This window comes from Mycobacterium barrassiae (genome assembly GCF_025822765.1).
GTDB classification, from domain to species: Bacteria; Actinomycetota; Actinomycetes; order Mycobacteriales; family Mycobacteriaceae; genus Mycobacterium; species Mycobacterium barrassiae.
The window spans coordinates 17,792-38,185 of record NZ_JACKUK010000016.1; the positions used below are offsets into that span (position 1 = coordinate 17,792).

At 67.1% G+C, this 20,394-nt stretch carries 22 protein-coding genes and 1 tRNA gene; 16 read left to right on the forward strand and 7 right to left on the reverse strand.

Features of this window, described 5'->3' with window-relative positions; genetic code table 11:
• Positions 1 to 84: 84 nt before the first annotated feature.
• The 3 genes from H7J93_RS05915 (at position 85) to H7J93_RS05925 (ending at position 4,417) form a co-directional block, all read left to right on the forward strand.
• Positions 85 to 2,697, forward strand: a complete 2,613-nt coding sequence (locus tag H7J93_RS05915; RefSeq protein ID WP_267305369.1) for a glycosyltransferase family 1 protein — start codon at positions 85 to 87, stop codon at positions 2,695 to 2,697.
• Entirely contained in the window at positions 2,694 to 3,542 is an 849-nt protein-coding gene (locus H7J93_RS05920; protein ID WP_267305370.1) for a virginiamycin B lyase family protein, read from the forward strand. The genes H7J93_RS05915 and H7J93_RS05920 overlap by 4 nt, the downstream gene beginning before the upstream one ends.
• A gap of 110 nt (positions 3,543 to 3,652) precedes the next feature.
• Positions 3,653 to 4,417 (forward strand): MspA family porin, encoded by a 765-nt coding sequence (locus H7J93_RS05925; RefSeq protein WP_267305371.1) that lies wholly within the window; start codon positions 3,653 to 3,655, stop codon positions 4,415 to 4,417.
• Here H7J93_RS05925 and H7J93_RS05930 read toward each other — a convergent pair.
• The 4 genes from H7J93_RS05930 to H7J93_RS05945 form a co-directional block, all read right to left on the reverse strand.
• Complete coding sequence (locus H7J93_RS05930; protein WP_267305372.1) at positions 4,414 to 5,853, reverse strand: neutral zinc metallopeptidase; 1,440 nt, start codon at positions 5,851 to 5,853, stop codon at positions 4,414 to 4,416. The two genes, H7J93_RS05925 and H7J93_RS05930, sit on opposite strands and share 4 nt — an antisense overlap.
• Before the next feature lie 75 nt (positions 5,854 to 5,928).
• Entirely contained in the window at positions 5,929 to 7,878 is a 1,950-nt protein-coding gene (locus H7J93_RS05935) for an ATP-dependent DNA helicase (RefSeq protein WP_267305932.1), read from the reverse strand.
• 35 nt (positions 7,879 to 7,913) lie between these two features.
• The gene (locus tag H7J93_RS05940) at positions 7,914 to 9,218 is read right to left on the reverse strand and encodes a nicotinate phosphoribosyltransferase (RefSeq protein ID WP_267305933.1); all 1,305 of its coding nucleotides are present in this window, start codon (positions 9,216 to 9,218) and stop codon (positions 7,914 to 7,916) included.
• Positions 9,219 to 9,277: 59 nt separating this feature from the next.
• A complete protein-coding gene (locus H7J93_RS05945) occupies positions 9,278 to 10,234 on the reverse strand; it encodes an alpha/beta fold hydrolase (RefSeq protein WP_267305373.1) in 957 nt (318 codons plus the stop codon).
• 114 nt (positions 10,235 to 10,348) lie between these two features.
• Here H7J93_RS05945 and clpS point away from each other — a divergent pair, with 114 nt between their 5' ends.
• From clpS to rdgB, 11 genes are read left to right on the forward strand one after another with little or no spacing between them, the layout of a single operon-like run.
• Positions 10,349 to 10,651 carry an ATP-dependent Clp protease adapter ClpS gene (gene clpS, locus H7J93_RS05950; RefSeq protein WP_267305374.1) on the forward strand — a complete coding sequence of 101 codons (303 nt, stop codon included), beginning with the start codon at positions 10,349 to 10,351 and terminating at the stop codon, positions 10,649 to 10,651.
• A 7-nt stretch (positions 10,652 to 10,658) separates the two neighbouring features.
• Complete coding sequence (gene aosR / locus H7J93_RS05955; protein ID WP_267305375.1) at positions 10,659 to 11,240, forward strand: oxidative stress transcriptional regulator AosR; 582 nt, start codon at positions 10,659 to 10,661, stop codon at positions 11,238 to 11,240.
• A 2-nt stretch (positions 11,241 to 11,242) separates the two neighbouring features.
• Positions 11,243 to 12,274 carry a P1 family peptidase gene (locus H7J93_RS05960; RefSeq protein ID WP_267305376.1) on the forward strand — a complete coding sequence of 344 codons (1,032 nt, stop codon included), beginning with the start codon at positions 11,243 to 11,245 and terminating at the stop codon, positions 12,272 to 12,274.
• Between the two features lie 36 nt (positions 12,275 to 12,310).
• Positions 12,311 to 12,724, forward strand: a complete 414-nt coding sequence (locus H7J93_RS05965; RefSeq protein ID WP_267305377.1) for a M67 family metallopeptidase — start codon at positions 12,311 to 12,313, stop codon at positions 12,722 to 12,724.
• A gap of 24 nt (positions 12,725 to 12,748) precedes the next feature.
• Positions 12,749 to 13,021: a MoaD/ThiS family protein gene (locus tag H7J93_RS05970; RefSeq protein ID WP_267305378.1), complete on the forward strand. Its 273-nt coding sequence runs from the start codon at positions 12,749 to 12,751 to the stop codon at positions 13,019 to 13,021.
• Positions 13,022 to 13,032: 11 nt separating this feature from the next.
• On the forward strand, positions 13,033 to 13,995 hold the full coding sequence (locus H7J93_RS05975) for a cysteine synthase (RefSeq protein WP_267305379.1): 963 nt from the start codon (positions 13,033 to 13,035) through the stop codon (positions 13,993 to 13,995).
• Positions 13,986 to 14,681 (forward strand): rhomboid family intramembrane serine protease, encoded by a 696-nt coding sequence (locus H7J93_RS05980; protein WP_267305380.1) that lies wholly within the window; start codon positions 13,986 to 13,988, stop codon positions 14,679 to 14,681. The genes H7J93_RS05975 and H7J93_RS05980 overlap by 10 nt, the downstream gene beginning before the upstream one ends.
• Complete coding sequence (gene murI / locus H7J93_RS05985; RefSeq protein ID WP_267305381.1) at positions 14,678 to 15,511, forward strand: glutamate racemase; 834 nt, start codon at positions 14,678 to 14,680, stop codon at positions 15,509 to 15,511. The genes H7J93_RS05980 and murI overlap by 4 nt, the downstream gene beginning before the upstream one ends.
• Before the next feature lie 58 nt (positions 15,512 to 15,569).
• The gene (locus tag H7J93_RS05990; RefSeq protein WP_267305382.1) at positions 15,570 to 16,343 is read left to right on the forward strand and encodes a cyclic nucleotide-degrading phosphodiesterase; all 774 of its coding nucleotides are present in this window, start codon (positions 15,570 to 15,572) and stop codon (positions 16,341 to 16,343) included.
• A gap of 59 nt (positions 16,344 to 16,402) precedes the next feature.
• Positions 16,403 to 17,185, forward strand: coding sequence for a ribonuclease PH (gene rph, locus H7J93_RS05995; protein WP_267305383.1), 783 nt, complete (start codon positions 16,403 to 16,405; stop codon positions 17,183 to 17,185).
• On the forward strand, positions 17,182 to 17,796 hold the full coding sequence (gene rdgB / locus H7J93_RS06000) for an RdgB/HAM1 family non-canonical purine NTP pyrophosphatase (RefSeq protein WP_276021482.1): 615 nt from the start codon (positions 17,182 to 17,184) through the stop codon (positions 17,794 to 17,796). Before rph ends, rdgB begins: the two co-directional genes overlap by 4 nt.
• On the opposite strand, the gene H7J93_RS06005 is transcribed toward rdgB, so the two are convergent.
• Positions 17,793 to 18,395: a TetR/AcrR family transcriptional regulator gene (locus H7J93_RS06005; protein WP_267305384.1), complete on the reverse strand. Its 603-nt coding sequence runs from the start codon at positions 18,393 to 18,395 to the stop codon at positions 17,793 to 17,795. The genes rdgB and H7J93_RS06005 overlap by 4 nt on opposite strands.
• 54 nt (positions 18,396 to 18,449) lie before the next feature.
• Between H7J93_RS06005 and H7J93_RS06010 the strand changes: the two genes are divergently transcribed.
• Entirely contained in the window at positions 18,450 to 19,334 is an 885-nt protein-coding gene (locus H7J93_RS06010; RefSeq protein WP_267305385.1) for a haloalkane dehalogenase, read from the forward strand.
• A 3-nt stretch (positions 19,335 to 19,337) separates the two neighbouring features.
• On the opposite strand, the gene H7J93_RS06015 is transcribed toward H7J93_RS06010, so the two are convergent.
• Both H7J93_RS06015 and H7J93_RS06020 read right to left on the reverse strand, forming a co-directional pair.
• On the reverse strand, positions 19,338 to 19,670 hold the full coding sequence (locus H7J93_RS06015; protein WP_267305386.1) for a DUF3817 domain-containing protein: 333 nt from the start codon (positions 19,668 to 19,670) through the stop codon (positions 19,338 to 19,340).
• Positions 19,667 to 20,041, reverse strand: coding sequence for a hypothetical protein (locus tag H7J93_RS06020; RefSeq protein WP_267305387.1), 375 nt, complete (start codon positions 20,039 to 20,041; stop codon positions 19,667 to 19,669). The genes H7J93_RS06015 and H7J93_RS06020 overlap by 4 nt, the downstream gene beginning before the upstream one ends.
• Positions 20,042 to 20,228: 187 nt before the next feature.
• On the opposite strand from H7J93_RS06020, the gene H7J93_RS06025 reads away from it, so the two are divergent.
• Positions 20,229 to 20,312: transfer RNA gene (locus H7J93_RS06025), tRNA-Leu, on the forward strand.
• The last annotated feature ends 82 nt before the right edge of the window (positions 20,313 to 20,394 follow it).

Consider the following 20,394-nt stretch of genomic DNA (forward strand, 5'->3'; position numbering starts at 1 on the left):
TAATGCGCTGCCCAATCAAGCGGAGGTGAAGCGGTATCGGCGCCAAGCCTGCAGCCCCGCGAAATGTCAGTAAGGTTGGCTCGCGTGAAAGCTCTTCGCAGGTTCACCGTCCGCGCCCATCTTCCCGACCGGTTGGTCGCACTCGAGCGGCTGTCGATCAACCTGCGGTGGTCATGGGACAAGCCCACCCAGGACCTGTTCGCGACGATCGATCCGGAGCTCTGGAGTCAGGTCGGATGTGACCCGGTCGCGTTGCTGGGGCTGGTCAGCCCGACGCGGCTGGACGAATTGGCTGTCGATGAATCCTTTGTCCGCCGGCTCGACGAACTGGCCGCCGAGCTGGACGACTACCTGAGTCGGCCGCTGTGGTACCAGCAGCAGCTCGAACAGGGTGCCGAACTGCCCAACGGCATCGCCTACTTCTCGATGGAGTTCGGCGTCGCCGAGGTGCTGCCCAACTACTCCGGCGGGCTGGGCATTCTCGCCGGTGACCACTTGAAGTCCGCCTCGGATCTGGGTCTGCCGCTGATCGCCGTCGGCCTTCTCTACCGCTCCGGGTACTTCCGGCAGTCGCTGACCGCCGACGGCTGGCAACACGAGAGCTACCCGTCCATCGATCCGCAGGGCCTGCCGCTGCGGTTGCTCACCGACGCCGGCGACAACCCTGTGCTGGTGAGCGTCGCGATGCCCGAGGACACCGAGTTGCGTGCCCGCGTCTGGATCGCTCAGGTCGGCCGAATTCCGTTGCTGCTACTGGACTCCGACATCCCGGAGAACGATCACGACCTTCGTGGCGTGACCGATCGGCTGTACGGCGGCGACCAGGAACACCGGATCAAGCAGGAGATCCTCGCCGGTATCGGCGGCGTGCGCGCGATCCGCGCCTTCATCGAGGTCGAGGGTCTGGCGTCACCCGAGGTGTTCCACATGAACGAGGGGCATGCCGGCTTCCTCGGTGTCGAGCGGATCCGCGAACTGATCGACGCCGGGTTGGACTTCGACACCGCCCTGACCGTCGTGCGTTCGTCGACGGTGTTCACCACCCACACCCCTGTTCCAGCCGGTATCGACCGGTTCCCGGTGGACATGGTCAAGCGGTATTTCGGCGGCCCGGAAGGCGATCCGTCCGGCGCTGATTCGCGCCTGCTGCCCGGTGTCTCGCTGGATCGCGTCATCTGGTTCGGCGCCGAGGACGACCCGTCGAAGTTCAACATGGCGCATATGGGGCTGCGGCTCGCTCAGCGGGCGAACGGTGTCTCGCTGCTGCACGGCAAGGTCAGCCGCGGCATGTTCAACGAGCTGTGGCCGGGCTTCGACCCCGGCGAGGTGCCGATCGGCTCGATCACCAACGGTGTGCACGCGCCCACCTGGGCGGCCCCGGAATGGGTGGAGTTGGGCCGCGAACTGATCGGCAGCGCGGACCTCGGCGAGCTGAGGGAGCCCGAGGTGTGGGAGCGGCTGCACGAGGTCGATCCCGGACACATGTGGTGGATCCGCTCGCAGCTGCGCGAGAAGTTGGTCCACGACGTCCGGGCCCGGCTGCGTCGGTCCTGGCACGAGCGCGGCGCATCCGAGGCCGAATTGGGCTGGATCGCAACGGCATTCGATCCTGACGTGCTGACCATCGGCTTCGCGCGGCGTGTCCCGACGTACAAGCGGCTGACCCTGATGCTGCGTGATCCGGAGCGGCTGGAGAAGTTGCTGCTCGACGAGGAGCGGCCGGTCCAGCTGATCGTGGCGGGCAAGTCGCACCCGGCCGACGACGGCGGTAAGGCGTTGATCCAGCAGGTGGTCAAGTTCGCCGACCGTCCCGAGGTTCGCCACCGCATCGCGTTTCTGCCCGACTACGACATGTCGATGGCTCGCCAGTTGTACTGGGGGTGCGACGTCTGGCTGAACAATCCGTTGCGACCGCTGGAGGCGTGCGGCACGTCGGGCATGAAGAGTGCGCTCAACGGCGGGCTGAACCTGTCGATCCGCGACGGTTGGTGGGACGAGTGGTACGACGGCGAGAACGGCTGGGAGATACCCACCGCCGACGGCCTTGCGGACGAGGGGCGGCGCGACGACATCGAGGCCGCCGCGTTGTACGACCTGATCGAGCGGTCGGTGGCGCCGAAGTTCTACGACCGCAACGAGCACGGCGTCCCGATGCGGTGGGTGGAGATGGTGCGGCACACGCTGATCGCGCTCGGGCCGAAGGTGCTGGCGTCGCGGATGGTGCGTGACTACACCGAGAAGTACTACGCGCCCGCCGCGCAATCGCTGCGTAGGACCGTCGAGCCCGGCGCTGACGGGCAGCCGTTCGGTGCGGCCCGCGAATTGGCCGCCTACCGCGAGCGCGCCACCGAGGCGTGGCCCAAGATCCAGATCACCGACGTCGACAGCTACGGCCTTCCCGACACCCCGCTGCTCGGCTCCGAACTGACCCTGACCGCGACGGTCCACCTGGCCGGACTGACGGCCGAGGAGGTGTCGGTACAGGCGGTGCTGGGGCGCGTCGATGCGAGCGACGCGCTGGTGAACCCGGTCGCGGTGCCGATGCAGCACACCGGCACCGCCGACGGTGGAAACGAGGTCTTCACGACCACCACACCGCTGCCGGTCGCGGGGCCGGTCGGCTACACGGTGCGAGTGTTGCCGCACCACCCACTGCTGGCCGGCGACAACGAACTCGGCCTCGTCACGCTCGCGTGACGGCCGCCCTCAAGGTCGCGGTCGACGGCGGACCGTACGCGCTTGCGGCAGGCCCGGACGGCGCGCTGTGGGTGACGCTGGTGCACCGGGGTGCGATCGCGCGGGTGACGACGGGCGGCGACGTCGCGATCTATCCCGTCGCCGCTGCGTGCAGGCCGTCGATCATCACCGCGGCCCCAGACGGTGCACTGTGGTTCACCCGAAACGGCGACGACCGCATCGGGCGGATCACCACCACAGGGGAGCTGAGCGACGTCGACGTGGGGGAGGGGACCGCGCCGTACGGGATCGCCGTCGGAGCCGACGGTGCGCTGTGGTTCACGGCGATGACGACGGGCGAGGTCGGCCGGGTGTCCGTCGACGGCGAGCTCACCGATCGATATGCGGTCGGAGGTGCGCCGGCGATGATCGTCAGCGGACCCGACAACGCGCTGTGGTTCACCCTCAACCAACGCAGCGCGATCGGCCGACTGTCGTTGTCCGGAGAACTCACTGTGCGCGAATTACCCACTGCCGCAGCCGGTCCGGTGGGCGTAGCGGCCACCCACGACGACGCGATCTGGTTCACCGAGTTCCTTGCCGAGCGGCTCGGTCGGATCCCCATGGACGACGCCATCCAGGAGATGGATCTGCCAGGAAAGCCCCACGCCGTCGTCGCCGATCCCGACGACGGCGTTTGGGTGAGCCTGTGGGGTTCGAATCAGTTGGCCCGCGTCAGCGGCGACGGTGAGATCGTCACCATCGACCTCCCGCCGGGCAGTGAGCCGCACGGTCTGGCGATCGGTCCCGACGGCGCGCTGTGGGTCGCTTTGGAAGCCGGTTTCGTGCTGCGCATGCCGTCCTGACCGGGGCCGTTCGGAAGCCGATCAAACTATCTCGCCGACACCTGCCCGGCGCGCATCGCAGTCGGGGTAGGTTGCGTCAATTACTGCGACTCGTAGGAGGGGACTCGGCTGTGACGGTTGGGGATGTGCTGCGATGCGGCATCACGGTGTTTGCCGTGGGTGGATTGCTCGCTTGCCCATCAATCGGAGCCGCGTCCGCCCAGCCGGCGCCTGAGCCCACCCCGGTCATTGCGCCCGTGGCCTCGGCCGCGCCGGCGCCCGAAGGTGTGGCGCCACCTCCGCCCGTCGACGAAGGACGCGTCGAATCGACACCGCCTGCCGTCACGGAGACGCCCGACGGCTGGCAGCTCACCCTGTCGGCGAAGGACGAGACACAGGCGCCCATACCGCCGCTCACGACGGCGTTGTCGTCGCGCGAATACGTCGTCGGCGGAACCTACAGCGGCACACTGAGGGGACCGGACGACGGTGAAGAGCCGGGCGGCACCCTCGAGGTCGGCTACGAGATCGGCTGCGGTATCGACATGAGCACCTCCAACGGTGTCTCGCTGACCGGAACGATGGGCATCAGCCCGTCGATCGGGTTGCTCGGCATCGACGTCATCTCGCCGGGGATCGACGGCGTCCTGCCCTCTCTCGGCGGAAACCTCGGCGGCGGCATCACAGTCGGCCTCAAGCCCGGGCTGGTCAACGTGGTCCCGGTGACGAAGAAGGAGTACACCGGGGCCGACCCGTGGGTCATGGTCAGCAAGTTCCGCGTCAAGATCGACGGCTGCGTGGGCGAGTCGTTCATCCGCTCGTACGCATTCCTGACGAGGTCGACTGCCCAGTCCGAGGCCGTGCTCGCCTGGTACGGCGTGACCAAACAGATCTAGTCGAAGCGCTTGAAGCAGCGCTCCTGATCGCCGAGCACGCCGACGCGGAACGCGTCGATCCGGGAGAAGCCCGACGGCACCGACTCGCCGTTGACGTCGCTGGCGACCAGTCCGTTGGTGAGGATCCCGGACACCGCCTCGTCGACGTCGCCCGCGGTCAGTTGAATGGTGTTCCCGTCGGGAGTGGTGGCTTCCTTCGACAACTTCGCGGTGGCCACTCCGGTCAGGCATGCGGTGCGCAGCGCGGCCTCGGCGTTGTCGAGGGTTACGCCGCCGTGCTCATGCTGAATGGCCTGCATGTATCGCGAGACCAGTACGGAGTACGCGGTGTTGTCCCCGGTCGCCAGACTGACCTCTTCCTCGGAATCATCCTGTGCGCCAAGCGCTTCGAGCTCGGGTAGGTCGACGGAGATCGTGTTGGTCGCCGGACAGAAGGACACCGGCGGACTGGGCCGCGCATCGGGGCAGTCGACGGCCTCGAAGGTCAGTTCCGGCGGGTTCTTCGGGCTGAACAGGGTGTCCATCGCCGCCATGATGTCCTGCACGGACTTCTCGGTGATCGCCAGTTCGCCGGTGTGGTCCTCGGGGAGCAGCACGGGCAGGTCGCCGCGGCGCTGGCCGATCTCACGCATGTCTATCGACGCACAGGCCTGCACCCCGTCGGTGAATCCGAACTGGAACGCCGACACCCGTTCGAACGCCGAACCGTGTTCGTCCACGCCGACTTCCGGGTCGTCCTCGTTGAGCAGCGGATCGCGGAATCCGATGACGGCCGCCAGCACGTTGTTCAGGCCCTCTCCCGTCGAGAGGGTGAAGCGCGGTGAGTTGTCTTCGGCGACCCAGCGCATGTAGGCACCGGCCAGGCAGTCGGCCTGCTGCTCGGACACCAGTGTCTCGGTGTCTTCGTCGGACATCCCGGACTGGTACTGGATGGCGTGCCCGTATTCGTGCGCGAGCACCATCGTCACGCCCATGTCGCCGTGCGCCTGCTGCAGCGCGGGCAGCAGTTCACCGCGGTCCCATCCGATGGTGTGGTCGTCGAGGCAGTAGCCGGCGTTCACGATCCCGTACGTGCTGTCGCCGCAGAACTCGATGTCCTCGAAACCGTTGGCGTCCCAGGAGATCAGCTCCTCCACCGGGGTGAAGCCGCCGTCGAAGTACTCGCCGTAGTTGAGTTCCCAGAACTCCTCGATGTCGCTGATCGCCTGGCGGCCGAGTTCGTCCATATCGCCGTCGTCGGTGCCGAGCACGACCCGCGTCGGCCCCGCAGGATCGGATCGCATACCGGTCGGCCCATCGGTGGCGGGCATCCCCGCGACGCTGAACGGGTCGTCGAACACCGATACGGCGTGCCCTTGCAGCGTCGTGCTGCACGACGAGAGGACGAGTGCGGCAGAGACCGTGATCACCGCGCCCAACAGGTGTCGTCGGGGCATTGACGCCGCCTTTCGCGTCTGCAGGCGGCCAGGGCGACCCGCACGTGGAAGTAGCCGACAGGATAGTGAAATTAATCAGCTGCCGCGTAAACGTTCGAGCGCCTGTCGGACCCGGACCGGGTCGGTGGTCGCCCAAAACGGTGGCAGCGAGGCCCGCAGAAACCCGCTGTACCGGGCGGTGGCCATCCGCGAGTCCAGCACCGCGACGACGCCGCGGTCGTCGATGCGGCGCAGGAGCCGGCCGGCGCCCTGTGCCAGCAGCAGCGCCGCGTGGCTGGCCGCGACGGCCATGAAACCGTTGCCACCGCGAGCCGCCACCGCACGCTGGCGGGCCGTCAGCAGCGGGTCGTCGGGCCGTGGGAAGGGGATGCGGTCGATGAGTACCAGTGACAGTGACGGGCCGGGGACGTCGACGCCCTGCCACAGTGAGAGGGTCCCGAACAGCGACGTCTCGGCATCGTCGGCGAATCGCTTCACCAACGCCGACGTGGTGTCCTCGCCCTGACACAGGACCGGGGTGTCGAGGCGCTCCCGCATGATCTCGGCGGCGGACTTCGCCGCGCGCATCGAGGAGAACAGGCCGAGGGTGCGGCCGCCGGCGGCGGCGATGAGCGAAGCGATCTCGTCGAGCTGCTCGGCGGAGCCGGTGCCGTCGCGGCCGGGCGGCGGGAGGTGGGCGGCCACATAGAGGATGCCCGACTTCGCGTGCTCGAACGGCGATCCGACGTCGATGCCGCGCCACCGCACCTTGTCGTCACCGGCCAGCCCCCACGCGGACGCCATGGCGTCGAACGTGCCGCCGATTGTCAGCGTGGCCGAGGTGAGTACCGCCGTCGCACTCTCGAACAGCCTGGTGCGCAACAGACCCGACACCGACAGCGGCGCCACCCGCAACACCGCCCGGACGTTGCCCCTGTTGTCCTCGTGGTCCAGCCACACCACATCGGACCGGTCGGTGATGGCGGGGACGAAGGAGTCCAGGATGCGCGACGCCGTATCGCCGACGTCGGTCAGCGCGGTCACGGCCTCGGCACGCGCGGCAGCCGCCTTCGGATCGCTGGGGCTGGTGTCGATCGCCGACCGCACGCGGTGCGCGGCGTCCCGAAGAGCGGTCAGGTAGGTCGCCATCTCGTCGTCGAGGGTGTCGATGCGCCCGGGCGTCGCGTCGTGGATGACCGACGACAGAGTCGCGGTGGCCGCCTCGAGACGTTGCGCGAGTTCCTGGTCGACCAGGCGCGCGGAGCGGCGATGGGCAACACCCATGGACGTCGCCGACAGTTCGGCGGTGGCCACACCGGTGACCCGGTCCACGAGTTCGTGGGCTTCGTCGACCACCAGCAGGCGGTGTTCCGGGAGCACGGCGGCGTCGGACACGGCGTCGATGGCCAGCAGCGCGTGGTTGGTGACGACCACATCGGCCTGGCCGGCCTTGTCGCGCGCCTTCTCCGCGAAACAGTCGGTGCCGAACGGGCAGCGTGCCATCCCGATGCACTCCCGGGCCGAGACGCTGACCTGCGACCACGACCGGTCAGGCACACCCGGGGTCAGGTCGTCTCGATCGCCTGTCTCGGTCTCCGACGACCACGCGATGAGCCGCTGCACGTCGCGTCCCAGTGCCGACGTCGCGACCGGCTCGAACAGCTCCTCCTGCGACTGCTCATCGGGCTCTGTCGCCGCTCCATTGTGAATCTTGTTGAGACACAGGTAGTTTCCTCTACCCTTCAGCAGCGCGAATTTCGGGCTGCGCGGCAGGGCGTCGGTCAGCGATTCCGCCAGCCGGGGGAGGTCGCGGTCTACCAGCTGGCGCTGCAGCGCGATGGTCGCCGTCGATATGACGACGGGTTCCTCGGTGTCGACGGCCCGCGCGATGGCGGGCACGAGGTACGCCAGCGATTTGCCCGTCCCGGTACCCGCCTGCACGGCCAGGTGTTCGCCGGTGTCGAACGCATGCGCCACCGCCTCGGCCATCTCGATCTGGCCGGGGCGTTCTGCACCGCCGAGTGCCGTGACCGCCGTGGCCAGCAGTTCGGTGACGTTTCCGGTTTCGCCCGTGGCTGCTCCTAGTGACTCGCGGGGGCGATCATGCGGGTGGGTATCGCCGGTTCGCCCCGGGACAGTTTGAGGCCGTCCCACGGCAGGCTGTGCAGCCCCTCCTTGACGCGCTCGCGCGCGGCTTCGAGGCCGAGGCTGGCTTCCACGGGCTCACCCTGCTGAACCAGCGGCACGGTCAGCGGACGCTCGACCAGGGCGGGAGGCGCATCCGGTTTGGCACCGATGGGATGCACGATCTCTTCGACCACGGTGCCGGTGCGCTTGGCCAGACGCACTCCCTGCTTACGGCCGCCGTGGGACGTCTTGTGGAGGCTGCGTTTCTCCACGGGTATGCCGTCGACCTCGACCAGCTTGTAGACCATGGACGCCGTCGGTGCGCCCGAGCCTGTGACGACCGAGGTGCCCACACCGTAGATGTCGACGGGCTCGGCACGCAACGCGGCGATCGAGAACTCGTCGAGGTCGCCGGACACCACGATGCGGGTGTTGCGGGCACCGAGGCCGTCGAGTTGGTCGCGCACCTGGCGCGCGAGCACGCCCAGATCACCGGAGTCGATGCGGACCGCGCCGAGCTCCGGGCCCGCCACCTCGACGGCATTGGCCACACCCGCGGTGATGTCGTAGGTGTCCACGAGCAGCGTGGTGCCGACGCCCAACGCGTCGACCTGCGCCTTGAACGCCGCCTTCTCGTCGGATCCGTCGCGCGTGGTGTGCAACAGCGTGAACGCATGCGCACTCGTGCCGAGCGCGGGCACCCCGTAGGTGCGTTGAGCCTCGAGGTTCGACGAGCCCGCGAAACCCGCGATGTAGGCGGCGCGCGCGGCCGCGACGGCGGCCTGCTCATGTGTGCGACGCGAGCCCATCTCGATCAGCGCCCGGCCTTGTGCGGCGACGACCATCCGGGCCGCTGCCGATGCGATCGCGGTGTCGTGGTTGAAGATCGACAGCGCCAGCGTTTCCAGGACGACGCACTCCGCGAACGTGCCGTGGACGGCCAGCACGGGGGGGCCGGGGAAGTAGAGCTCGCCTTCGGCGTACCCGTCGACATCACCGCGGAACCGATAGTCGGCGAGATATGCCAGCGTCTCGCGGTCACAGAAGTCCGACAACGACACGAGTGCCTCGTCGTCGAACGTGAACTGTGCCAACGCTTCCACGAATCGCGCCGTCCCGGCCACCACACCGTAGCGACGACCGTCCGGCAGTCGGCGGGCGAACACCTCGAACGTGGTCCGTCGGTGCGCTGTGCCGTCGCCGAGTGCGGCCGAGAGCATCGTCAGCTCGTATTTGTCGGTGAGGAACGCTGGGGACATCCCCTTGGACTGCGGGACCACCTAGCAACCGTATCGGCTGATGGTCGACAAGCATCGACTCAAACAGCGGGGCATGCGTGTTGTGCCCTGGCCACGGCGCAGATCTGGCCGATCACCAGCGCGGGACTCTCGTTCTCGATGAAGTGATCGCTGTTAGTCGCAGTGATGTGGTTGGCGCTCAGGTAGGTGGAGAGCCTGGCGGCGGCGTCGAGCCACTGTGGCCAATACGTGTCGGCGTTGCCGATGCCGAGATAATCAAAGGGTTTGTCGGCACTGAGCACCGAGACGGGGATCGCAGGGACGGGTGGTGTCGCCGCGAGTTGGCCGACGCTCGAGGGATAGTTGGTCGACTCGATGCCGGGATTTTGGCGGCCGTGCTCGACGAGGCTTTCGATCCAATTCGCCCATACGTTGGTCGGCAATACCGTTGGTAAGAACTGCGAACTGGGGTCGACAAGCACGAGTCCGGACATTTCGGACGGGAAGGTTCGTGCGTAGGTCTGGGCGATGAGCCCTCCCCAGGAGTGGCCGACCAGAACGTACGGGCCGGCAAGCTGCGCAGCCGACACCAGCGCGTGCAGGTCGGCGGCCGCGCTCTGTGCCGTTGTCGGTTGGGCCACGGGTGTCGACCTGCTCGGCGCACCGTTCATCTGTTCGGTGCCGGGCCGGTCGTAGGCGCACACCCTGGTGAACGTTGCAACCGACGGATAGACCGCGTTTTCGGTGCGTTTCGCGACGTTCACGGAATCGTTCGGGTCGCCGGTGTAGCTCCAGTTGTCTGCGGCCACCCCGGCGCCCGAGATGAGTAGCACGGTGGGGGAACCCATCCCGCGGCATTCGAGGTAGATCACGCGACCGTCGCCGATGTCGACAAGCCCGGCGCTGTCGCCCATACCGGGAACGAAGGCATCCGGTTGGCCCAGTGCGGTGGAGGACCCGAGGCCCGCCCAGACGAGTACCAGACAGGTTGCTGCTGCGCACCTCGCGATATGTACCGCGAGCCTGGGGAATGTCATCGCACGAATCGTATGGGGGGTCGGCTTTGGATGCGCTGGAATGCGCTTCGCGGTGGGCATGAGGCGAAGCATCCGCTGCACGCGCTACTTCGCGGCCTCGCTATCCTTGTCCACATGGTTACGCCTGCGAAGACCCGACCGGGAACTCGCGAGGAACGGGATGTCGCAACCATCGATGCGACCGATAGCCCCTGGGTGACCCTGGTCTGGGACGATCCGGTCAACCTGATGACCTACGTGACGTACGTCTTCCAGAAACTCTTCGGCTACAGCGAGCCGCACGCGACCAAACTCATGCTGCAGGTGCACAACGAGGGCAAGGCCGTGGTGTCGGCGGGCAGCCGGGAGTCGATGGAGATCGACGTCTCCAAGCTCCACGCCGCGGGCTTGTGGGCAACCCTGCAGCAGGACCGCTGATCCGGCTGTGCGCAAATGGAAACGGGTCGATACCGCTGACGGCCCGCGCTTCCGCTCAGCGCTGGCCGCACACGAGGTGTCGCTGCTGCAGAACCTTGCGACGTCATTGGTCGGAATGCTCGACGACCGCCAATCATCGTCTCCCGCTGACGAACTGAAGGACATCACCGGTATGCGCACCGGTCACTCGTCACCGCCGGAGGACGAGACGATGAAACGTCTGCTGCCGGACTTCTTCCGCCCGCAAAACGATCACCCCGCCGGCTCGGGTACTGCCGAAAGCCTCAACAGCGCGCTTCGAAGTCTGCATGAGCCGGAAATCATCGACGCCAAACGTGAAGCAGCCCAACGGTTGTTGGACACAGTGCCGCCGAACGGCGGCAAGTTCGAGCTCACCGAGGACGACGCTCATGCATGGGCGGCGGCGGTCAACGATATGCGGCTGGCGTTGGGCACCATGCTCGGAGTCACCGCCGACGGCCCTCACGAATTGCCGCCCGACCATCCGATGGCGGGCCATCTGGACGTATATCAGTGGCTGACCGTGATGCAGGAGTATCTGGTGCTCGGAATGATGGGGAAGTCGTAAGCATGGGCGCGATCACCGACGTCGGCGGAATCCGCGTCGGCCACCACCATCGAATCGACCCCGACGCTGAGCTTGGTTCGGGGTGGGCCGCCGGTACGACGGTGGTGTTGACCCCGCCCGGTACGACCGGCGGCGTCGACTGCCGCGGTGGCGCACCTGGCACCCGGGAGACAGACCTCCTGGACCCGATCAACTCCGTGCGTCATGTCGACGCCGTTGTGCTGAGCGGGGGCAGCGCGTTCGGACTGGCCGCCGCACACGGCGTGATGGAGTGGCTAGAAGAACAGGGCCGCGGCGTCGCGCTCGACGACGGCATCCAAAAGGGTGTGGTGCCGATCGTTCCGTCCGCCGTGATTTTCGACCTCCCGGTCGGTGGGTGGCAGTGCCGGCCGGATGCGACGTTCGGCCGGGCCGCCGCCGAGAGCGCGGGTACCGATGTGGCGATCGGCACCGTGGGTGCAGGGGTCGGGGCGCGCGTCGGGGTACTGAAGGGTGGCGTCGGCACCGCATCGGTGACGCTGCCCTCCGGCGTGACGGTGGGGGCGCTCGTGGTCGTCAACGCCGCAGGTGACGCCGTGGATCCTGCGACGGGGTTGCCCTGGCTCGCCGACCAGATCGAGGAGTTCGGTCTGGTGCCGCCACCCGCTGATCAGATCGCCGCGTATGCCGACCGCCACACCGAGCTCAGTCCCCTGAACACCACCATCGCCGTCGTCGCCACCGACGCGGTGCTGAGCAAGGCCGCATGCCGACGGATGGCAGTCGCGGCGCAGGACGGACTGGCCCGCACCATCCGGCCGTGTCACACCCCGCTCGATGGCGATACGGTGTTCGCGCTGGCCACCGGAGCAGTCGAGGTGCCGCCGGACCCGACGACCCCGGCGTCGATGTCCCCGGAGGTGCCTCTGATCACCGCGCTGGGAGCCGCCGCGGCGGACTGTCTGGCACGTGCGGTGCTGGTGGGGGTGCTGGCCGCGGAGCCGGTAGCAGGAATACCGACGTACCGTGGCATGTTGCCGGGTGCGTTCGAGTGATCGCTCGCGGTCGCGGTTGAGTAGGAGGAACAGGCAGTGCTGGTGATCCGAGCGGACCTGGTCGACGCGATGGTCGCCCATGCCCGCGCCGACCACCCCGATGAGGCGTGCGGCGTGATCGCGGGACCAGAGGGCGCCGATCGCCCGGAGCGGTTCATCGCGATGACGAACGCCGAGCGTTCGCCGACCTTCTATCGGTTCGACTCCGGTGAGCAACTCAAGGTGTGGCGCGCGATGGACGAGGCGGACGAGGTGCCCGTCGTGATCTATCACTCGCATACCGCCACCGAGGCGTACCCCAGCCGCACCGACATCTCGTACGCGTCCGAGCCGGATGCCCACTACGTATTGGTGTCGACGCGTGACCCCGACGAGCACGAGCTACGCAGCTACCGCATCGTCGACGGCGTCGTCACCGAAGAGCCCGTCAAAATCGTCGAGCAGTATTAGAACTTTGGAAAGGAGTGGCCGACCATGTCTGTCACCGTGTCGATCCCGACCATCCTGCGCGTCCACACCGGCGGCGAGAAGCGCGTCGCCGCGGCGGGCGACACCCTTGGTGCGGTGATCAGCGATCTCGAAGCGAACTACTCCGGGATCTCCGAGCGCTTGATGGATAACGGCAAGCTGAACCGCTTCGTCAACATCTACGTCAACGACGAGGATGTGCGGTTCTCCGGAGGGCTGGACACCGCGGTCTCGGACGGGGATTCGGTGACCATCCTGCCCGCCGTCGCTGGTGGCTGAGTGACCCGATAGTGACCCGATACGACTCCCTCCTCCAGGCACTCGGCGATACGCCGCTGGTGGGCCTGCAGCGGTTGTCCCCGAAGTGGGACGACGAGCCGCACGTTCGGTTGTGGGCCAAGTTGGAGGACCGGAACCCGACCGGCTCGATCAAGGACCGGCCGGCGCTGCGGATGATCGAGGACGCCGAGCGGCGCGGTGTATTGCAGCCCGGCGCAACGATTCTCGAGCCGACGAGCGGCAACACCGGCATCTCGCTGGCCATGGCGGCATTGCTCAAGGGCTATCAGATGATCTGCGTGATGCCCGAGAACACCTCCATCGAGCGACGGCAGCTGTTGGAGCTCTACGGGGCGCGCATCATCTATTCGCCGGCCGAAGGCGGCTCTAACACCGCGGTGGCCCACGCGAAAGAGCTTGCGCTGCAGAACCCTTCGTGGGTCATGCTCTACCAGTACGGCAACGAGGCGAACTCCCTTGCGCATTACGAGGGCACCGGCCCGGAGCTGTTGGCCGACCTGCCGGAGATCACGCACTTCGTCGCGGGCCTCGGCACCACCGGCACGTTGATGGGCACCGGACGTTACCTGCGCGAGCACAAGCCCGACGTTCAGATCGTGGCGGCCGAGCCCCGTTACGGCGAAGGCGTCTATGCCCTGCGCAACATCGACGAGGGGTTCATCCCCGAGCTGTATGACCCCGACGTGCTGACCACCCGCTTCTCGGTCGGCTCCTACGACGCGGTCAAGCGCACCCGCGAACTCGTCCAGGTGGAAGGCATCTTCGCCGGTATCTCCACCGGCGCGGTGCTGCACGCGGCACTCGGTATGGCGGCCAAAGCGCTCAAGGCAGGGGAGCGGGCCGACATCGCTTTCGTCGTGGCCGACGCAGGTTGGAAGTATCTGTCGACCGGTGCGTACGCCGGTAGCCTGGATGACGCGGAGGACGCGTTGGAAGGGCAGCTATGGGCATGACAGGCCCGGGATATCCGGGCATGCCGGGGACACCGGCGACGCCGAAGAAGCGGCCCGCGTGGGTGGTCGGCGGTGTGACGATCATCAGCTTCGTCGTGCTGCTGTGGGTGATCGAACTGTGGGACTCGCTGACCCGCCATCGCCTGGACAACAACGGCATCCGGCCACTGGAGACCGACGGGCTCTGGGGCATCATCTGGGCGCCGCTGCTGCACTCGGACTGGAACCACTTGATCGCCAACACCGTTCCGGCGCTCATCCTCGGATTCCTGATGACGCTCGCGGGTATGTCGCGGTTCATCTTCGCCACCGCCATCGTCTGGATCCTGGGCGGTTTCGGCACCTGGCTGCTAGGCAACGTCGGCGCGCAGTGCCCGTACGTCGGCGTGCGCTGCGAGACCAACCACATCGGCGCCTCCGGCCTGATCTTCGGTTGGCTCGCTTTCCTGATCGTGTTCGGATTCTTCACCCGCAAGGTGTGGGAGATCGTCATCGGCGTCGTCGTCATGCTCGTCTACGGCAGCGTCTTGTTCGGCGTGCTGCCCGGTACGCCCGGGGTCTCGTGGCAGGGCCATCTGTGCGGCGCGATCGCCGGCGTCATCGCGGCCTATGTGCTCTCCGGGCCCGAACGCAAGGCGCGTGAGCGCCGCAAGGTCGCGCCGAAGAACCCGTATCTGACGTCGTGAGTTCTCCAACCGCGCCCGTCGGGATCTTTGACTCCGGGGTCGGCGGGCTGACGGTCGCCCGCGCGATCATCGACCAGCTACCCGACGAGGACATCATCTACGTCGGCGACACGGCCAACGGCCCATACGGTCCACTGACCATTCCGGAGATCCGCGCGCACGCGCTGGCGATCGGTGACGATCTCGTCTCGCGCGGTGTCAAAGCACTCGTGATCGCATGCAACACAGCGTCATCGGCCTGCCTGCGCGATGCTCGCGAGCGCTACGCACCCGTCCCCGTGGTCGAGGTGATCCTGCCCGCGGTCCGTCGCGCGGTGGCCGCCACCCGCAACGGCCGCATCGGGGTCATCGGCACCGAGGCGACCATCGCCTCGGGGGCGTATCACGACGCATTCGCGGCGGCGCGCGATACCGAGGTGATCGGGGTGGCGTGCCCTCGCTTCGTCGACTTCGTGGAGCGGGGAGTGACCAGCGGTCGGCAGGTGCTCGGTCTTGCGGAGGGATATCTCGAGCCGCTTCAGCGCGCCGAGGTCGACACGTTGGTTCTCGGGTGCACGCATTACCCGATGCTGTCGGGCCTGATCCAACTCGCCATGGGCGATCACGTCACGTTGGTGTCGAGCGCGGAGGAAACCGCCAAAGACTTACTCCGCGTGCTCACCGAACTGGATTTGCTGCATCCTCATCCCGAGGATCCGGGGTCCGCAGTTCGCCGCCGATTCGAGGCCACCGGTGACCCTGAGGCTTTCACCACATTGGCGGGCCGGTTCCTCGGTCCGACACTGGATGGGGTTCGCCCTGTTCAGCGCCACGTCGACGGGCAAAAGTGAATTCGCATGCGCAAACCGGCGATGTTTTCGTCAAGTCGCAGGTGGGCATGGCAAGCTAGTGAGTGTGCGAATCACCGTTCTCGGTTGCTCCGGCAGTGTTGTCGGGCCTGATTCGCCAGCTTCCGGTTATCTCGTAACGGCTCCCGAGACCCCACCGCTAGTCCTGGATTTCGGCGGCGGCGTTTTGGGCGCTCTTCAGCGTTACGCCGACCCGAACTCGGTGTACGTACTGCTCTCGCATCTGCATGCCGACCACTGTCTCGATCTGCCGGGCCTGTTCGTGTGGCGGCGATATCACCCCTCGCCCGCTCAGGCTCGCGGCGTGATGTACGGCCCGGCCAACACCTGGGCCCGGCTGGGTGCCGCGTCATCACCCGAGGGTGGGGAGATCGACGACTTCTCCGACATCTTCGAGATCCGGCACTGGGTCGACAACCACGCGGTGGAGATCGGGACACTGAGTGTGGTGCCGCGCCTCGTCTGCCACCCCACCGAGTCCTACGGCATGCGGATCACGGATCCGGACGGCGCCACACTGGTGTACAGCGGTGACACCGGCTACTGCGACGCGCTCATCGACCTCGCTCGCGGAGCCGACGTCTTCCTCTGCGAGTCGTCGTGGACGCATTCACCCGAGCGCCCGCCGAGACTGCACCTGTCGGGCACGGAGGCGGGCCGGGCCGCGGCCAATGCGGGTGTCGGTGAACTGCTGCTGACGCACATCCCGCCGTGGACGTCGCGCGAAGACGTCATCAGTGAGGCGAAGGCCGAGTTCGACGGTCCCGTGCACGCCGTGGTCTGCGGCGAGTCGTTCGAGGTCGAACGGTCCTGAGCTTCGGGCCCGATCGGCGGCTCGGCCGACCCGTCGGGCCCACCCGATAGGGTTGGCTCGTGTCCACACGAGAAGATGGCCGGCTCGACGACGAGCTGCGACCGGTTCGCATCACCCGCGGCTTCACCACTCATCCCGCCGGGTCGGTGCTTGTGGAGTTCGGCCAGACGCGGGTCATGTGCACGGCCAGCGTCACCGAAGGCGTGCCGCGCTGGCGTAAGGGGTCCGGGCAGGGCTGGTTGACCGCCGAGTACGCGATGCTGCCCGCCGCCACCCACGATCGCTCCGACCGCGAGTCGGTGAAGGGCCGCATCGGCGGCCGCACGCAGGAGATCAGCCGGCTGGTCGGCCGGTCGCTGCGTGCGTGCATCGATCTGGGGGCGCTGGGGGAGAACACCATCGCGGTCGACTGCGACGTGCTGCAGGCCGACGGCGGTACGCGAACCGCCGCGATCACAGGTGCGTATGTGGCGCTGGCCGACGCGGTCACGTATCTGGGCGCCGCCGGCAAGCTGTCGGATCCGCGCCCGTTGTCGTGCGCGATCGCCGCGGTCAGCGTCGGTGTGGTCGACGGCCGGGTCCGCGTCGACCTGCCCTACAGCGAGGACTCGCGGGCCGAGGTCGACATGAACGTCGTCGCCACCGATACCGGCACGCTGGTCGAGATCCAGGGCACCGGGGAAGGCGCCACGTTCCCGCGGTCGACATTGGACAAGATGCTCGACGCCGCGATGGCGGCATGCGATCAGCTCTTCGTGATCCAGCGCGAGGCGTTGGAGTTGCCCTATCCCGGCGAACTGCCGGAATCGACGGAACCACCGAAGAAAGCGTTCGGAAGCTGACCGATCTGCTCGTCGCCAGCCGCAACCGCAAGAAGTTGGCCGAGTTGCATCGTGTGCTCGACGCGGCGGGCATCTCGGGTCTGACGCTGTTGTCGCTTGATGACGTCGCGGCGTTCGACGAAGCGCCGGAGACCGGCGCGACGTTCGAGGAGAACGCGTTGGCCAAGGCGCGGGACGCGTACCGCGCGACGGGGCTGCCCTCGGTGGCCGACGACTCCGGCCTCGAGGTGGCGGCGTTGAACGGGATGCCCGGCGTGCTGTCAGCGCGGTGGTCAGGCGTGACCGGCGACGCCGCGGACAACGACAGAGCGAACACCGCGCTTTTGTTGGCGCAACTCGAAGATGTGCCGGATTCGCGGCGAAATGCCGCATTCGTATCGGCGTGCGCGTTGGTGTCGGCGGCGGGCGAGGTGGTGGTGCGCGGGGAGTGGCCGGGCGCCATCGTGCGAGAACCGCGCGGGGACGGTGGATTTGGCTACGATCCGGTCTTCCTGCCGACGGGATCGGACCGTACGGCCGCTGAGCTCAGCCCCGCCGAGAAGGATGCGGTATCGCATCGCGGCCGAGCGCTGACGCTGTTGGTGCCCGCGCTGCGCGAGTTGGCGGATTAGGTGCGCGCGTCGACGAGATAGCCGTCGATGAAGTCATGCAGCGCGGGCGCGAGCGCATCCACACCGGAGTCGTTGAGCTTGGCCAGCAGGATGATGCCCTGATATTGCGCCAGCAGTGCGTGAGCGAGCCGGTCCGGGTCGGTGCCCGCGCGTAATACCCCGGCCGCCGCCGCGTCGTGACATACCGCAGCGAGGTGGCGTTCCATGGCCGCGAGCACGACGGCCAGGTGGGTGCGCACGTCGTCGTCGGTGGTCGACAGTTCGGCGGCGAAATTTCCGAACGGGCATCCGACGGCGCGCCCGAACTGTGCCTCGAGTGCGGTCTGGATGGCTCCGATCGCATCGGGGATCGCGTGCAGTCGTTGCGCCGGCGTCGCTGCGGAGGATCCGGACAGCCGTCGCGCGAAGACCTCGGCGTGCAGGTCGATCACGGCCTTGGCGAGTTCCGACTTAGAGGGGAAGTAGTGGTAGAAGCTGCCCTTCCGGACGTCGGCGGCGCGGCACAGTTCGTCGACGCCGACGTCCTGATAGCTGCGTTCGAGAAATAGGCGTGCAGCCATCGTGACGATCCGCTCGCGGGCGTCCGACGTGCGTGGCATGTGTCGATCCTACGATAGTTGACCGGTCGGTCAAATTATGGCTAGGTTGTCTTTATGACTGATGAGGTCTTCCGGACACCGGATGAACGCTTCGAGAACCTGCCGGGCTACGACTTCGCGCCCAACTATGTCGATGTCGACGGCCTGCGAATGCACTACGTCGACGAGGGGCCGCGCGGCGGCAGGCCGATCGTGTGCTTTCACGGCGAGCCGACTTGGGCGTACCTCTACCGCAAGATGGTCGGCCCGCTCGTGGAGGCGGGCAATCGCGTGGTGGTCCCGGACTATGCGGGGTTCGGGCGGTCGGACAAGCCGACCGACCGCGGGTGGTACAGCTATGACCGCCACGCCGAGCTGACGTCTCGTGTGCTCGCGGGGCTCGATCTGCGCGACGCCATCGTGGTGGTGCAGGACTGGGGTGGTGCGATCGGACTGCGGTGGGCCGTCGAGAACGCCGACCGTGTCGGAGCGCTGGCGATTCTCAACACCGGACTGTTCACCGGACGCGTTTCGAAGGGCTTCATGGCCTGGCGCGACTTCGCCGAGCGGAACCCCGACTTGCCGGTGGGCTTTGTCATCCAGAGTGCGACGACGACCGAACTGGCCGACGACGTGATGGCCGCCTACGACGCGCCGTTCCCCACTGTCGGGTCGAAGGCCGGTGCGGCGCAGTTCCCGCTGCTCGTACCGATCGCCGAGGACGCACCCGGCGCGCGTGAGATGAGTGCGGTGGCCGACGAGTTGTCGCGGTGGCAGAAGCCGGCATTGATCGCGTTCTCCGATCAGGATCCGATCTTTCCGTATCCCAAAGCTGGGCAAGCCTTCTGCGATCTGATTCCCGCCGCGACCGAACAGGTCAGGATCGAGGGAGCGGCGCATTTCCTGCAGGAGGACCGCGGTGAGCGGCTGGCCGAGGAAATCCTCAAGCACCTGACGTGACGACTAGAGCTCGTACTTCTGCTTGATGTCCCTGGTCTGGATCTGCTCGGCGATGATGCCGACCAGCGGGATGGTGCCGGCCAACAGGATTCCGATGGTCTTGGCGATGGGCCAGCGCACCTTGACCGCGAGGTTGGCGGTGAAGAGCAGGTACACGAAGTAGACCCAGCCGTGGACGACGGCGATCCAGTTCAGGCCTTCCACTCCGAAGCCGTACTTCATCACCATCTCGTAGCAGAGCGCGATGAGCCAGATGCCGGTGATCCAGGCGGTGACGCGGTAGCCGAGCAGCGCCTTGCGGATGGCTTCAACGGGGGTTCCGGTTGTCTCCGTCATGTCGTGGGTCGTTCCTTGTCTTCCTTGGCGAGGTCGGCGAGGTAGGCGTTGTACTCGCTCAACGCGGGGTCGTCATCGATGGGTTGTGTCGCGGCTGTCGGTCGTTCCGGAAGCAGGCCCGCAGGTATCTCGGTGACCTCATCCTGCCGCCTGGGCTCCGGTGGCGCGTCCTCGTAGCGCACGAACTTGTAGTAGGCGTAGACGACGAAACCGGCGAACAGTGGCCACTGCAGTGCGTAGCCGAGGTTCTGGAACGTGCCCGATGCGGACTCGAAGCGGGTCCACTGCCACCAGGCGAGGGCGAGGCAGCCGGCGGCTCCGATGATCGCCAAAAGGATGAGCGCCGGTCTCCTACGACGCGTAGTGGACACCTTCCAACGGTACCGCGCGGGTCTTCGGCCCGACGAATTCGTCCAGACGAGCCGTATCAATGAGGCGCTGCGCAGCGTTGAACTCCTCGGCAGATCGCATGACCTGCCCCTTTAGTCAGGCTTGCTATCAAGTTAAACCTGTCGTCCGACAAGTTCGTGGAGACGGTTGGGTACGATCAACCACGCCGCGGGCGTGGCGCAACTGGCTGACGCGCCGGCTTTAGGTGCCGGTGTTCGAAAGAACGTGTGGGTTCGAGTCCCACCGCCCGCACATCAAACACACTCGTGTGCCAGGCGCCGTCATCAACTGATGACGGCGCTTTGTCGAAATATCCACCGGGGTGAGCCGCGCC

Coding starts and splice junctions, on each gene's coding strand:
- H7J93_RS05970 (WP_267305378.1), top strand. CDS start 12,749: ATGTCTGTCACCGTGTCGATCCCGACCATCCTGCGCGTCCACACCGGC.
- H7J93_RS05930 (WP_267305372.1), bottom strand. CDS start 5,853: ATGCCCCGACGACACCTGTTGGGCGCGGTGATCACGGTCTCTGCCGCA.
- H7J93_RS05980 (WP_267305380.1), top strand. CDS start 13,986: ATGGGCATGACAGGCCCGGGATATCCGGGCATGCCGGGGACACCGGCG.
- H7J93_RS06005 (WP_267305384.1), bottom strand. CDS start 18,395: ATGCCACGCACGTCGGACGCCCGCGAGCGGATCGTCACGATGGCTGCA.
- H7J93_RS05960 (WP_267305376.1), top strand. CDS start 11,243: ATGGGCGCGATCACCGACGTCGGCGGAATCCGCGTCGGCCACCACCAT.
- clpS (WP_267305374.1), top strand. CDS start 10,349: ATGGTTACGCCTGCGAAGACCCGACCGGGAACTCGCGAGGAACGGGAT.
- H7J93_RS06015 (WP_267305386.1), bottom strand. CDS start 19,670: ATGACGGAGACAACCGGAACCCCCGTTGAAGCCATCCGCAAGGCGCTG.
- H7J93_RS05940 (WP_267305933.1), bottom strand. CDS start 9,218: ATGTCCCCAGCGTTCCTCACCGACAAATACGAGCTGACGATGCTCTCG.
- H7J93_RS05945 (WP_267305373.1), bottom strand. CDS start 10,234: ATGACATTCCCCAGGCTCGCGGTACATATCGCGAGGTGCGCAGCAGCA.
- H7J93_RS06010 (WP_267305385.1), top strand. CDS start 18,450: ATGACTGATGAGGTCTTCCGGACACCGGATGAACGCTTCGAGAACCTG.